Origin of the sequence: Clostridium drakei, from assembly GCF_000633595.2 — a bacterium.
GTDB classification, from domain to species: Bacteria; Bacillota; Clostridia; order Clostridiales; family Clostridiaceae; genus Clostridium_AM; species Clostridium_AM drakei.
This window is the reverse complement of the sequence record NZ_JIBU02000078.1, coordinates 1-14,518: the sequence shown is the minus strand read 5'-3', so window position 1 is coordinate 14,518 and position 14,518 is coordinate 1. Positions and strand designations below refer to the sequence as shown.

The window sequence follows — 14,518 nt, the reverse complement described above, 5'->3', positions numbered from 1 at the left end:
TATACTGGGATTTAAATAAGGGAGGATTTAAAATGGCTTTAAAAGGATTAGATATATTTAAATTAACACCAAAAAAGAATTGTAAAGATTGTGGATTCCCAACTTGTTTGGCATTTTCAATGAAGGTTGCAGCAGGAGCTGTAGAAATAGGAAAATGTCCACATATGAGTTCTGAAGCTTTAGAAAAATTATCAGAAGCTACAGCACCATTAATGAAAACTGTAACAATAGGTAAAGGTGATACTGAATATAAATTAGGCGGAGAAACTGTTATGTTCCGTCATGAAAAAACATTAGTAAACAGAAATAGATTTGCAGTTTTATTAAGTGATTCTATGGATGATGCTGAAGTAGATGCTAAAATTGCACATATGAAAGAAGTTGACTATGTAAGAATCGGCGAAGATATGAAAGTTGAATTTGCAGCATTGAAATATGCTGGAAATAAAGATAAGTATATTGCTTTAATTAATAAAGTAAAAGCAAGTGGATTAAAGGTTGCTTATGCATTAATTTGTGAAGATGCCAGTGTTGCTAAAGAAGCTTTAGATTTAGTAAAAGATGAAAATCCATTAGTATATGGTGCTAATAAAGACAATTATGCTGCTTTTGTTGAATTAGTGAAAGCAGACAACTTAGCATTAGGAGTAAAAGCTGAAAGTTTAGAAGCATTATATGCTTTAGTTGAAGAAATACACAAATTAGGATATAAGAATTTAGTTCTTGATCCAGGTTCAGCCTCAATAAAAGAAGCTTTTGAAAATACAGTTCAAATAAGAAGAATAAATATCCAAGATCAAGACAGAGTATTTGGTTATCCTTCAATATTATTTGTAGATGAACTTTCAAAAGGTGATAAGTTCATGGAAGTAGCATTATCTACATTATTTACAATGAAATATGGTTCATTAATAGTTTTAAGTGATATGGATTATGTTAGAGCATTACCTTTATATGGAGTAAGACAGAATATATTTACAGATCCTCAGAAACCAATGAGAGTTGAACCAGGTATATATGGATTTAACGGTGCAGATGAAAATTCACCAGTAATATGTACTGTTGACTTCGCATTAACTTACTTTATAGTAACTGGAGAAGTTGAAAGATCTAAAATGCCAGTTTGGATGCTAATTCCAGATGCAGGTGGATACTCAGTGCTTACTTCTTGGGCTGCTGGCAAGTTTACTTCAAGTGTTATTGCAGAATTTGTAAAAGAATCAGGAATAGAAAACAAAACTAAGTGTAGAAAGCTTATACTTCCAGGAAAAGTTGCTGTATTAAAAGGTGATTTGGAAGAGAAATTACCAGGTTGGGATGTTACAGTTGGAACAACAGAAGCCATGTTCATTCCTAAATTCTTAAAAGAGTTAAATATCAAATAATAAAAGTATTGAAGTTTACAATTGAGAATCGAGTTATGTCTTGATTCTCAATTATAAATAATATAAAATTTTACTTTAAAAAATTAATCATATAAAACAGGGGGGTCATTTGAAAATGGATAAATTTATTGTTATTGGTGAAAGAATACACTGCATATCTCCAGCTATCAGAAAAGCTATAGAAGAAAGAAACCCAGAACAAATTTTAAAAAGAGCAAAAGAACAATTAGACGCAGGTGCTCATTATTTGGATTTCAACATAGGACCAGCTGAAAAAGATGGAGAAGAAATAATGAAATGGGGAGTTCAATTACTTCAAAAAGAATTTGACAATGTTCCCCTTGCATTGGATACAACAAATAAGAAAGCAATAGAAGCTGGACTTAAAGTTTACAATAGAGAAAAAGGAAAACCAATTGTAAATTCAGCTGATGCTGGTGGCAGAATTGAAAATATAGATTTAGCTGCAGAATATGAAGCTATGTGTATTGCATTATGTGCAAAAGAAGGTATAACTAAGGACAATGATGAGAGAATGGCTTACTGCACAGAAATGCTTGAAAGAGGAATGGGTCTTGGAATGGAACCAACAGATTTATTATTTGATCCATTGTTCCTAGTAATAAAAGGAATGCAAGATAAACAAAAAGAAGTTCTAGAAGCTGTTAGACTTATAAGTGAAATGGGACTTAGAACTTGTTGTGGATTAAGTAATGTTTCTAATGGTGCACCAAAGAATATAAGACCAATAATGGATACTGCTTTTGCAGCAATGGCTATACAATGTGGATTAACTTCAGCAATAATGAATCCATGTGATTTAAGATTAATGGAAACAATTAAAACATGCGATGTTATAAATGGAGCTGTTTTATATGCTGATTCTTATTTAGAACTATAATTTTATATAAATTTTAATTTTAGGGAGGGGCAAAAAAATGAATTTATATCAAACTGTATTCACTGGCTCAAAGCAAGCATTAAAAGTTGCCGAGGATTTAGTCAAAGAAGTTGTAGAAAAAAAGGGTAAAGATTGTAAGGTAGCATTTCCTGATACAGCATATTCGCTACCAGTAATTTATGCTGCTACAGGTAAAAAAATTACAAATGTTGGAGAACTAGAAGCTGCTTTAGATGTGGTTAGAAGTTTAATAGTTGAAGAAGAAATGTTAGATAAATTATTGAATTCTGGTCTTGCTACAGCAGTTGCAGCAGAAATAATCGAAGCTTGTAAGTATGTTCTTTCAGATGCACCATATTCTGAACCTTGTTCAGGATTTATATCAGATCCAATAATCAGATCATTTGGAGTACCATTAGTTACTGGTGATGTTCCAGGTGTGGCAGTTGTACTTGGAGAATTTCCAGATGCTGAAACTGCAACAAAAGTAATAAAAGATTACCAATCAAAAGGATTGCTTACTTGCTTAGTTGGTAAAGTAATAGATCAAGCTATAGAGGGTAAAGTTAAGATGGGTCTTGATCTAAGAGTTGTACCTCTTGGATATGATGTTACTTCAGTAATTCATATTGTAAGTTTTGCTATAAGAGCAGCTTTAATATTCGGAGCAGTTAAGCCTGGTGATTTAGGTTCAGTTCTTCAGTATTGTTCTGACAGAGTTCCTGCATTTGTAAATGCTTTTGGACCATTAAGTGAACTTGTAGTATCAGCAGGAGCAGGTGCTATAGCATTAGGATTCCCTGTAATAACTGATCAAGTTGTACCAGAAGTTCCTACATTATTATTAACTCAAAAGGATTATGATAAAGTAGTTAAGACTTCTCTTGAAGCAAGAAAAATAAAGATAAAAATTACTGAAATTCCAATCCCAGTTTCATTTGCAGCAGCATTTGAAGGTGAGAGAATAAGAAAAGGCGATATGCATATTGAATTTGGTGCAGGAAAGACTGAAGCTTGGGAATTAGTAATGAGTGGAGACTCAAGTGAAGTTGAAGACCATAAGATAGAAATAATAGGAGCAGATATTGACTCTTTAACAGATGTTCCGGGAAGATTACCTATGGGAATGTTGGTTAAAGTATCTGGTGCTAACATGCAAAAAGACTTTGAACCAGTTCTAGAAAGAAGACTTCATTACTTCTTGAACTATATTGAAGGTGTAATGCATGTTGGACAAAGAAACATGACTCAATTAAGAGTAGGTAAAGAAGCTTTTGATAAAGGATTTAGATTAAAACATTTTGGTGAAGTAATATATGCTAAAATGCTAGATGAATTTGGATCAGTTGTTGATAAGTGTGAAGTTACATTAATTACAGATCTAGACAAAGTTCGTGAATTAAAAGATAAGCTTGCTATGCCAAGATTTGCAGAGAGAGATGAAAGACTTGAATCATTAATAGATGAAAATGTTGACACTTTCTATTCATGTAATCTTTGTCAATCTTTTGCTCCAGCACATGTATGTATAGTAACTCCAGAGAGATTAGGACTTTGTGGTGCAGTTTCATGGCTTGATGCAAAAGCAACACTTGAATTAAATCCAACAGGACCATGTCAAGCAGTACCAAAAGAAGGTTTAGTAGATGAAAATGCAGGTATTTGGGATAGGGTAAATGAAACTGTTTCACAAATATCACAAGGTGCTGTAAATAATGTTACATTATATAGTATATTGCAAGATCCTATGACATCCTGTGGATGTTTTGAGTGTATAACAGGTATAATGCCAGAAGCTAATGGTGTTGTAATAGTAAATAGAGAACATGGAGCAACAACTCCTCTTGGAATGACATTTGGTGAACTTGCATCAATGACAGGTGGTGGAGTGCAGACACCAGGATTTATGGGACATGGTAGATCATTTATTCCATCAAAGAAATTCATGAAAGCTGAAGGTGGAATAGGCAGAATAGTATGGATGCCAAAAGAGTTGAAAGATTTTGTAGCAGAAAAATTAAATAAAACTGCAAAAGAATTATATGGAGTAGATAATTTTGCAGATATGATTTGTGATGAAAGTATAGCTATAGAATCAGATGAAGTACTAGCATTCTTAGAGAAAAAAGGACATCCAGCATTAACTATGGATCCAATAATGTAGCAAAATTTAAAATATGACATTAGTTAGGATGTCAGAATACCAAAATACTGGCACTCTGGCATCCTAATTTCTAAGTATAATTAAAATAAAACTGTAAAAGAGGTGTGGTAAAATGGATTTCCCAGAAAATTTGTATTATAGTAAAGAACACACATGGGTTAAAGTAGATGGAGATACTGCATTGATAGGAATAAGTGATTTTGCACAAGATCAACTTGGTGAAATACTATTTGTTGAAATGCCGGAAGTGGGAGATGAAATAACTCAGGATAAAGCATTTGGAGTAGTTGAATCTTCAAAGAAAGCATCTGATTTGATAGCACCTTTGTCTGGAGAAGTATTAGAAGTGAATGAAAAATTAGATGATGAGCCAGAATATGTAAATGAAAATGCTTATGATGCATGGATAGCAAAAATTAAGATAAGTGATAAAGGTGAACTTGATAATTTATTAAGTGCTTCAAAATACGAGGCAGGCTTAAAATAGAAAGAACTTCTCGGTTTTCAGCCGAGAAAGTTTTTTTTAAGGAGGTATTTACAGGATATGGCAAAAATTAAATTTGTTCCGTATAATAAAGAGATAGAAGTACAGCAAGGGGAAAATTTATTAGAAGTGGCTAGAAAAGCAGAAATATTTATAGATGCACCTTGTAATGGAAATAGTGTTTGTGGGAAATGTAAAATTAAAATAGTTGAAGGAAAAGTAAGCGCAGAAAAGGATAGACATATAAGTGATGATGAGTGGAATGAAGGCTATGTTTTAGCGTGTTCTTCAAGTGTTATTGGAGATATTACAGTAGAAATACCATCAAATGCTTCAGATTCTATGCATAATATGAAAATAGAAGCTTTGTCAGGAGAAAGAGAAAACAAAATATTTGAAAAGGCAAAGAGGCAAATTTTAGATAAGGGTATGGAATTTAAAACTTATGTAAAGAAAGATTATGTAAAGTTAGATCTTCCAACGTTAAATGATAATATATCAGATTTTGAGAGAATTAAGAGACATTTGAGGAATGAATTAGGTTATAATCAAGTATTTTGCAGACTTCCTATGCTTAGAAAAATACCTCCTATTTTAAGAGAAGCTAATTTTAATATAACTATAACTCATATACCAAGAGGACAAGGAAAAACTACAATAATAAATATAGAAAAAGGAGACACAACAAATAGACTATATGGTGTGGCTTTAGACATTGGAACTACATCTGTAGCTGCATGTTTAGTAGATTTGTATGGGGGAAAACTTGTAGCAAAGGCATCTTCAGGAAATGCACAAATAAAGTATGGTGCAGATGTTATTAATAGAATAATGTATTCTACTAAAAAGAATGGACTTCATGAATTAAATCATGCAGTAATACAAGAAACTATAAATCCAATTTTAAGGGAAATGTGTGAAGATTCAGGTATACATAGAGATGAAATAGTATCTCTTATAGTAGCGGGAAATACAACCATGTCTCATTTGTTTTTGGGAATTTATCCAGATTTTTTGAGAATGGAACCATACATACCTGCTTTTGTCAAACCACCTTTTATAAAGGCCTCAGAATTAGGGGTAGAGGTTAATCCGGAAACTTTTGTATATTTAGCACCTTGCGTAGCAAGTTATGTTGGAGGAGATATAACAGCAGGAGTGTTATCATCGGGAATGTGGGATATTGATGAAAATGTGCTTTTTATTGATTTAGGTACAAATGGAGAAATTGTTTTTGGGAACAAGGAATTTTTAATGACTTGTGCTTGTTCTGCAGGCCCTGCTTTTGAAGGTGGGGAAATTAGTTGTGGAATGAGAGCGGCAAATGGCGCTATAGAAAAAATTAATATAGATAAAGAAAATTATGAACCTGAAATTATTGTAATAGGTAATGATAAACCTTCAGGAATTTGTGGATCTGGAATCATCGATTTAATATGTGAAATGATGCTTTCTGGAATAATAGATAGAAAAGGTAAAATAGTGAAGAATTTAAATACAAATAGAATTAGATTTGACGAGCATGGAATTGGCGAATATATACTTGTATTTAAAGAAGAATATAATTTGGAGAAGAATATAACAATCACAGAGGTTGATATAGATAATTTTATAAGAGCTAAGGCTGCTATTTATTCAGGTATTACTACGCTTTTAAATAATCTTGGAATGGATTTTTCAATGATAGATAAGATTTATATAGCAGGTGGTATAGGAAATAGCTTAGATATTGGTAATTCAGTGAAAATAGGCATGCTTCCTGATATAGAGAGAGCTAAGATAGAATATATAGGAAATAGTTCTTTAATGGGATGTTATTTAACTTTAATGAGTGAAGATGCTAGACATAAGTTAGAGGAAGTATCAAATAGTATGACTTATGTAGAATTAAGTGTAGAACCTAGTTATATGGATGAATTTGTATCAGCATGCTTCTTGCCTCATACTGATATAGAAAAATTTCCAACAGTGAAAGAGTTGCTTTCTAAATAAATGAACTTGATATATTTTACAAAAAGAGTATATTTAAATTAAGAAGGAGGTAATTAAAATGTGTGAATCAACAGCTTACTTAATTACACCAGAAGGTGAAAGAAAAATAATGGACTATGTAGTAGAGATAATTCCACAAGCAGATGGCAAATTATTTTTATCAGATATACTTGGAGAAGAAAAAATAATAGAAGGAATATTAAAAGAGGTTAAATTACTAGATCACAAAATTATGATAGAAAAAATAAACTAAAAAATTTTAGATACAAAAGGAGAGATATTTATGGATAACCACGAACATGAACATCAACATGAACATGAACACCAACACGAGCACATTCATGAACACAAGCATGAGCACAATGGATGCGAGCATGAACATGAACACAGGCATGCACATACACATGAGCATCAGCATGAACATATTCATCCTCATAGTCATAGTGAAAATGAATCTCATGAACACATCCATGAAGATCATATAAATAATATTTGTGAACATCAACATGAGCATGATCATATACATGGCCATAATCATTCGCATGAAATGTCAGTAGATGATGAATTAAACTTAAGTAAAGAAGAAAAGACTTTAAAAATTTTGTTAGATCATTGGGTAGAGCATAATAAATCTCATGAAGATGGATTTAAAGATTGGATTGAAAAGTCAAAATCAATGGGAAAAGTAAAAACTGCAGAGTTTATACAAAAAGCTATAGAAGCTATGGAAAATGCCAATGAAATGCTTATAAAAGCTAAAGAAAATATGTAATTTAATAATAACTCACAAAGTATCTATTTTGTGAGTTATTATAATATAAGAACTGAAAGGATGAAAGTATTTATGGATAATGTTGCTATAGAGGAAAAAAGAAAAGATAAAATACCATATGATTATAATAAAAGTATATTGAAAAACTTTGATCCTAGAGAGATGGCTCAAAATAGTGGATGTATCTATGATGAAGAAAAATGTGAATTTATAGTAAAGCTTATGGGAGAAAATATAATAGTAAAATATCCTAGTGGAGATATTTTAAAAGAAGATGGATCAGAAATAGATAAGTATCCACCAAAAACTTTAGTGTTAAGATATCTTATGAATTCAAAAGGTATTGCACCAATCAATAAGAATATAACATATAGAGATGTAGATGGCGGGAATGTTTACTATAATAATTTTTATGGAAGATGTCTTTTGAGATTATCCAAAACTTTTGGTGATAAACTTGATAAATTTAAAGATGTTTTTGAAAAAATTGGAGCAGAAAAAGTGAATATGGGAGATATAGCTTATAAGTTTCAATTTTTAAATAATATATATGTAACTTTTGCTCTATGGGAAGGTGATGAAGAATTTAATGCATCATCACAAATATTGTTTGATGCCAATGTACCTTTTTATTTTACAGCAGAAGATTTAGCTGTAGTTGGAGATGTTTCTATAGGTACAATTACTAAGTTAGCCTATTCTAAATAGATTGGGAACTAGCTTAGTTAAACATAATAATCCTATTCGTATAAAATTAAAAAGTTTAGATGGTTGCATATAGCATATAAATATGCTAGAATATAAAAAAGATGAACTTTAAAAGTTAATTATTAAGGCGGAGTTTAAGAGAGCCAAATTTTAAGGTATATAAAAATATCTTAATTTTGAGCTCTCTTTTTTTATATTTTGGAGGAGGTAAATTATAATGTTTGATGTAACAATTATAGGAACTGGTGTAATTGGGTGTGCAGTGGCTAGAGAATTATCAAGATATAAATTAAATACTTGTGTGGTTGAAAAAAATGTGGATTTAGCAAATGGAACTACTAAGGCTAATAGTGCTATAGTTCATGCTGGGTTCGATGCAAAGCCTGAAACTTTAAAAGGAAAACTAAATGCAAAAGGAAACTCAATGTTTGATAAACTATCAGAGGAGTTAGATTTTCCATTTAAAAGAAATGGATCTTTTGTATTATGCTTTGATAAAAAGGATATGGATGGACTTTATGAATTAAAGAAAAAGGGAGAACAAAACGGAGTTCCAGATCTTCAGATACTTGAGGGAAATGAAGCTAGGGAAATGGAGCCTAATTTATCATATGATGTGGTAGCAGCTTTATATGCACCAAGTGGTGCAATTGTTTGTCCTTATGAAATGACAATAGCTTTAGCTGAAAATGCTTCAACTAATGGAGTAGAGTTTAGATTTGAAACAGAAGTAAAAGATATACAAAAAAGTGGAGAAAAATACATTTTAAAAACAAACAAAGGTGATATAGAAACAAAATTAGTTATAAATGCAGCTGGATTGTTTTCGGATGAAATAAACAATATGGTTAGTGAAAGAAAGATTCATATAATACCAAGAAAAGGTGAATACTGCTTATTTGATAAAGTAGTAGGAAATATGGTTTCAAAGACTATATTCCAGCTTCCAAGTAAGTTAGGTAAAGGTGTTTTAGTTACACCAACAGTTGATGGAAATTTACTTGTGGGACCTAATGCGGTTGATTTAGAAGATAAAACAGATTTAACTACAACAAGAGAAGGCATTGATGATATAGTATCTAAAGCTGCGTTAAGTGTTAAACAAATACCAATGAGACAGGTAATTACATCTTTTTCGGGGCTTAGAGCACATTGTGAAGAAAATGATTTTATAATTGGTGAACCAAAAGATGCTAAAAACTTTATAAATGCTGCAGGAATAGAATCGCCAGGTCTTTCAAGTGCGCCAGCTGTGGCTGAAATGATAAGAGATATGGTAGTTGCAAAATTAAATCCAAATAAAAATGCAGAGTTTAATCCAATAAGAAAAGGAATACCTAAATTTAGAGAAATGAACAATGAAGAAAGAAAACAGCTTATAGCTAAAGATGCTAGATATGGAAAAATGGTTTGTAGATGTGAAACAGTTACTGAAGGTGAAATCGTAAATGCTATAAAGAGACCACTTGGAGCAACTACACTTGATGGTGTTAAAAAGAGAACTAGAGCAGGAATGGGAAGATGCCAATCTGGTTTTTGTTCAACAAAAATAGTTGAAATTTTATCAAGAGAACTTGGAATAGCACGTACTGATGTAACTAAATTTGGTGGAGAATCAAATTTATTAGTAGGTAAAGATAAAGAAAGCATATAATAATTAGGTAATAACGTAAAATATATATATTTTATAATATTTGGAGGGTTAAAAAATGCAAGAATATGATATAGTTATAATCGGCGGTGGCCCAGCAGGACTTGCAGCTGCAGTTTCAGCTAAAGAGCAAGGAATAGATAACATTATAATATTAGAAAGAGATAATCAATTAGGTGGAATATTAAATCAGTGTATTCATAATGGATTTGGACTTCATACTTTTAAAGAAGAATTAACAGGTCCTGAATATGCTCAAAGATTTATAGATAAAGTTTTAGATATGAAAATACCGTATAAATTAAATACAATGGTACTTGATTTAAGTAATGATAAGGTTATTACGGCGGTTAATGAAGATGATGGGATAATTGAGATAAAAGCTAAGTCTGTAATCCTAGCTATGGGATGTAGAGAAAGACCAAGAGGAGCTATAAATATACCTGGAAGTAGATGTGCGGGTATATATACTGCAGGTACAGCTCAAAAATTTGTTAATGTAGAAGGGTATATGCCTGGAAAAGAAGTTGTTATATTGGGTTCAGGAGATATTGGACTTATAATGGCAAGAAGAATGACTCTTGAAGGAGCAAAAGTTAAGGCAGTAGTTGAGCTTATGCCATATTCTGGTGGATTAAAGAGAAATATAGTACAATGTCTTGATGATTTTGATATACCTTTAAAGTTAAGTTATACAGTAACTAATATAAAAGGTAAAGATAGAGTTGAAGGTGTTACTATAGCAGAAGTAGGTAAGGATAGAAAGCCAGTGAAGGGAACAGAAGAATATATTCCTTGTGATACATTACTTCTTTCGGTTGGATTACTTCCAGAAAATGAACTTTCAAGGAAAGCTGATGTTAAGCTTTCAAATATAACTGGAGGACCAGAAGTAGATGAAAGACTTGAAACAAATCAAGAAGGAATATTTGCTTGTGGAAATGTACTTCATGTTCACGATTTAGTTGACAATGTTACTCTTGAAAGTGTTAATGCAGGTAAAAATGCAGTTGAATATATAAATGGAAAGAAATCAGATGGCAGAAAGGTAGAAATTATTGCTACAGAAGGGGTTAGATATACAGTTCCTAAGTATGTAAATCCTGAAAATGTAGAAGATCATATAGACGTTAGATTTAGAGTAGGAGATGTATTTAAAGATAGTTTCATAGCTGTGTATTTTGATGATCAAAGAGAAATGCATATAAAGAAAAGAATTCTTACTCCAGGAGAAATGGAAACAGTGAAACTTACTAAAGCAATGTTTGAAAAGTATTCAAATTGCGAAAAAATCACTATTAAGGTAGAGAGGGAGTAGTAAAATGAGTATAAGAGATTTAGTATGTATTGGATGTCCTATGGGATGTCAGCTTCAAGTTAAATTGGAAGGTGACAAAGTAATAGAAGTTACTGGCAATACTTGCAAAAAGGGTGCAGAATATGGAGAAAAAGAATGTACAAATCCAACTAGAATAGTAACTTCCTCTGTGTATATAGAAGATGGAATTATTGATGTAGTTCCTGTTAAAACTGAAAGTGATATACCTAAAGGTAAAATATTTGATTGTGTAAAAGAATTAAAAGGAATAGTAGTAAAAGCACCTATTAATATAGGAGATGTAGTAGTGAAAAATATAGCAGGTACAGGTGTTAACATTATAGCTACTAAAAAAATAGATAAAGCCATTTAGTAACTAATAAAATAGAAATTCCACCATTGATAAAGGTAACCAATTTAGTGTGAGCTAGTTGGTTATCTTTATTTATTGAAAGTAATAATTGTTACGATTATAATTATAATATGTGTTAGTAAAATTAGGAGGGGAATGATATTGAATATGGACGAAGAATCCTTAAAAAAGTTATTAGAAGAAGCTTCTTCTTTTGAGCAGTTAGAATTTTCCGGTATACCTGATATAGATTTATATATGGATCAAGTAACTACTTTTATTGATGACAAGTTTTCTCGTTTAAAAAGAAATGAAGAAGATACAACGATTACTAAAACTATGATAAACAACTACACCAAGGCTGGAATTTTAATGCCTCCCAAAAAGAAAAAGTACTCTAGGCAGCATATGGTGTTGATCATACTTACATATTATTTAAAGCAGATTTTATCTATAAATGATATACAAGAACTATTTGCTCCTATAGTTGAAGATATAAATAAACCAGAAAATAGTAAATTGGATTTAAAAGATATTTATGATAATTTTTTGGCTATAGAAAAAAAAGAGACAGAAGATTTTAAGTTAGCTTTTGAAAAAAGCTTAGATTGTCAACATAATGATGAGAATAAAGATGATACAAGTAAGTTAATTATAATTGTAATTAAGCTTATACTTAAAGCTAGTATTGAGAAAAGAATGGCTGAGAAAATAATTGATGGATTTTTTAAGGATAAAAGCTAAAGGACTAGTTAATATTCCTTTAGCTTAAAATAGCTTTGTCAAGCACTCTTTACAAATGATTGTTTTTCCATTGTTTGCAGAGATTGAATTTTCCTTTTTTATTTTTTTTCCACATATTTCACAATGTAATTTATCATTTTGGTGTAAGCTTGCACAAGACTTAGAATTATGTATTTTAGGCGATTTTGATTTGTTTGGAGGAGGAGAATACTGTATTGGTTCCTCAACAATTTCTTTCTTCAAGATTTTATAATCAATAAAATAAGTGCTTTCACCAAAGAGTTCCAGTTCAAATCTAGGATTTATTTCGTCATAAAATTCTTCTATTATAAGTCTCCTTACCTGAGCATCATTAATTATGAGACCGCTCTTTTCAATACCATCAAATATGCTTTTAGTAATATTATTGGTATCTGGATGCCTTTTTTTACTCTTATAATATACGTTAAGTACAGCTATTAAAGCTTCGCCTAGTACTACTCCAGGATTTTGGCATCTGGCTTCATAAGCTATTTCTTCTTCATAAAGAGCATACCTATCGTGATATTTTCCTGAATTATGAGGCAGAATGGCTCTACCATTGACATTAAATAATTTAAAGTTTGATTTAGATAAAGGCGAACCCTTTACTATGACCTTGGCATAAGTTTTTATCATGAGTTTTTGCTCCTTTTATTTATAGTATAAGCATAATGCGAAGCAAAGCTTCGCAAGTTAAGAACTAAAAAGTTGTGCCGCAATATTTTAAAATTGTTACAAAGTTTTTATTATATTATATCACAGTAAATAAATGTAGAGTGAGTCGAAAAGATTATGTTAAAAATGAATTATACAGTATGCTATTAAGTGCCTTTCAAATAAAAACTAAACCAGGTAGAAAAATTTCTTATAAAAATATAAATTTAAGAAAAACTTAGAATTTAATAGATTTTGTCCAATATAAAGGGGGTAAGCTGGCCTTAAATGCTCCTTTATTACATCTTCTGTCACTAGCTTTTCCTTTTGCTTTACCCTTTCTGGATATTAATCATTAAATAATGCATTAATTTTAACACCTGTAATTTTATCTTCAATATGAAGAGAGGTGTATAGGTTGAACTTTATACACCTCAAGTTTTTTTGTGCCAGAAACGTGGCTAATCTGGAATAGTCGTGTATTTCACAATGATTTTTCATGGACGAGCTGACAAAAACGGGCTGTGGTAGGCCGATGCGTTGATATTTACTGTAGCATAACATTCTTTTTCTCTATGCAAATTGCGTGATAACAAGGTGTGCTGAAACAGGCTCTGTTCCTCCAGCGATAGTAGTTATGGTTAGCGATGTGGATTCGCTAGTAGGATTTCGTACAGTCAGTATTGAATTGACAACTGTCGTTTGCACAAGGGCCATTCCTACTATCTGAGAAGTACCAGTTGCTCTTCCGACCACAGTATAGGGTTGTTCAACGGCTCCTCCTCCCGAATCGAGAGTTAAAATCAGTTGGCCTGCTTCGCTAACGCTTACCTGAAACAAGACCTGATAAATGCCAATTGCAGACAAGTTAAATGTGCTGGGGCCAGTACGGACAATAGTAGCTCCAATAGTAGGTCCATTTTGTGGAAAGCTTACGTCTGTACCAGGAGCAACAGTTGCTGCATTATTAGGAGGCATCAATGCAAAAAAATCTGCAGAGCTTAATACTCCTCCAGCTGGACCAATTGCACCAGTAGCTCCTGTAGCTCCAGCTGGACCAGTTGGACCAATTGCACCAGTAGGTCCTCCAGCTGGACCGGTTGGACCAATTTCACCAGTTGCGCCAGTAGCTCCAGTTGCACCAATTGCACCAGTAGGTCCTGTAACTCCAGCTTGACCAGTTGGACCAGTAAGTCCTGTAGCTCCTCCAGCTGGACCGGTTGGACCAATTACACCAGTAGGTCCTGTAACTCCAGTTGTACCAATTACACCAGTAGGTCCTATAACTCCAGTTGGACCAGTCAGTCCTGTGACTCCAGTTGGACCAGTCGGTCCTGAGACTCCAGTTGTACCAATTACACCAGTAGGTCCT

At 32.1% G+C, this 14,518-nt stretch carries 14 protein-coding genes; 12 read left to right on the top strand and 2 right to left on the bottom strand.

Annotated features, from left to right (window positions below):
• Positions 1-32 precede the first annotated feature (32 nt).
• From acsC to EG57_RS0224135, 12 genes are all read left to right on the top strand, one after another.
• Complete coding sequence (gene acsC, locus EG57_RS0224190) at positions 33-1,385, top strand: acetyl-CoA decarbonylase/synthase complex subunit gamma (RefSeq protein WP_032079640.1); 1,353 nt, start codon at positions 33-35, stop codon at positions 1,383-1,385.
• 115 nt (positions 1,386-1,500) lie between these two features.
• Entirely contained in the window at positions 1,501-2,286 is a 786-nt protein-coding gene (acsE, locus tag EG57_RS0224185; protein WP_032079639.1) for a carbon monoxide dehydrogenase/acetyl-CoA synthase methytransferase subunit, read from the top strand.
• 37 nt (positions 2,287-2,323) lie between these two features.
• The gene (gene acsB / locus EG57_RS0224180) at positions 2,324-4,450 is read left to right on the top strand and encodes an acetyl-CoA decarbonylase/synthase complex subunit alpha/beta (RefSeq protein ID WP_032079638.1); all 2,127 of its coding nucleotides are present in this window, start codon (positions 2,324-2,326) and stop codon (positions 4,448-4,450) included.
• 112 nt (positions 4,451-4,562) lie between these two features.
• Complete coding sequence (gcvH, locus tag EG57_RS0224175) at positions 4,563-4,937, top strand: glycine cleavage system protein GcvH (protein WP_032079637.1); 375 nt, start codon at positions 4,563-4,565, stop codon at positions 4,935-4,937.
• Between the two features lie 57 nt (positions 4,938-4,994).
• The gene (acsV, locus tag EG57_RS0224170; protein ID WP_032079636.1) at positions 4,995-6,926 is read left to right on the top strand and encodes a corrinoid activation/regeneration protein AcsV; all 1,932 of its coding nucleotides are present in this window, start codon (positions 4,995-4,997) and stop codon (positions 6,924-6,926) included.
• Between the two features lie 58 nt (positions 6,927-6,984).
• Complete coding sequence (locus EG57_RS0224165) at positions 6,985-7,179, top strand: CooT family nickel-binding protein (RefSeq protein WP_032079635.1); 195 nt, start codon at positions 6,985-6,987, stop codon at positions 7,177-7,179.
• 30 nt (positions 7,180-7,209) lie between these two features.
• Positions 7,210-7,698, top strand: a complete 489-nt coding sequence (locus tag EG57_RS0224160) for a DUF8180 domain-containing protein (RefSeq protein WP_032079634.1) — start codon at positions 7,210-7,212, stop codon at positions 7,696-7,698.
• A gap of 72 nt (positions 7,699-7,770) precedes the next feature.
• On the top strand, positions 7,771-8,406 hold the full coding sequence (locus EG57_RS0224155; RefSeq protein WP_032079633.1) for a DUF3786 domain-containing protein: 636 nt from the start codon (positions 7,771-7,773) through the stop codon (positions 8,404-8,406).
• A gap of 217 nt (positions 8,407-8,623) precedes the next feature.
• Positions 8,624-10,060 carry an NAD(P)/FAD-dependent oxidoreductase gene (locus tag EG57_RS0224150; RefSeq protein ID WP_032079632.1) on the top strand — a complete coding sequence of 479 codons (1,437 nt, stop codon included), beginning with the start codon at positions 8,624-8,626 and terminating at the stop codon, positions 10,058-10,060.
• Between the two features lie 55 nt (positions 10,061-10,115).
• Positions 10,116-11,375, top strand: coding sequence for an NAD(P)/FAD-dependent oxidoreductase (locus tag EG57_RS0224145; RefSeq protein ID WP_032079631.1), 1,260 nt, complete (start codon positions 10,116-10,118; stop codon positions 11,373-11,375).
• 4 nt (positions 11,376-11,379) lie between these two features.
• Positions 11,380-11,748 (top strand): DUF1667 domain-containing protein, encoded by a 369-nt coding sequence (locus EG57_RS0224140; protein ID WP_032079630.1) that lies wholly within the window; start codon positions 11,380-11,382, stop codon positions 11,746-11,748.
• A 147-nt stretch (positions 11,749-11,895) separates the two neighbouring features.
• Entirely contained in the window at positions 11,896-12,471 is a 576-nt protein-coding gene (locus tag EG57_RS0224135; protein WP_032079659.1) for a DUF1836 domain-containing protein, read from the top strand.
• Positions 12,472-12,495: 24 nt separating this feature from the next.
• Here EG57_RS0224135 and EG57_RS0224130 read toward each other — a convergent pair whose 3' ends face one another.
• Together EG57_RS0224130 and EG57_RS0224125 are read right to left on the bottom strand one after the other, a co-directional pair.
• Positions 12,496-13,128, bottom strand: a complete 633-nt coding sequence (locus EG57_RS0224130) for a RusA family crossover junction endodeoxyribonuclease (RefSeq protein WP_032079629.1) — start codon at positions 13,126-13,128, stop codon at positions 12,496-12,498.
• A 591-nt stretch (positions 13,129-13,719) separates the two neighbouring features.
• Positions 13,720-14,518 (bottom strand): collagen-like domain-containing protein (locus EG57_RS0224125; protein WP_414629359.1); only part of this gene is annotated, 799 nt, incomplete at its 5' end.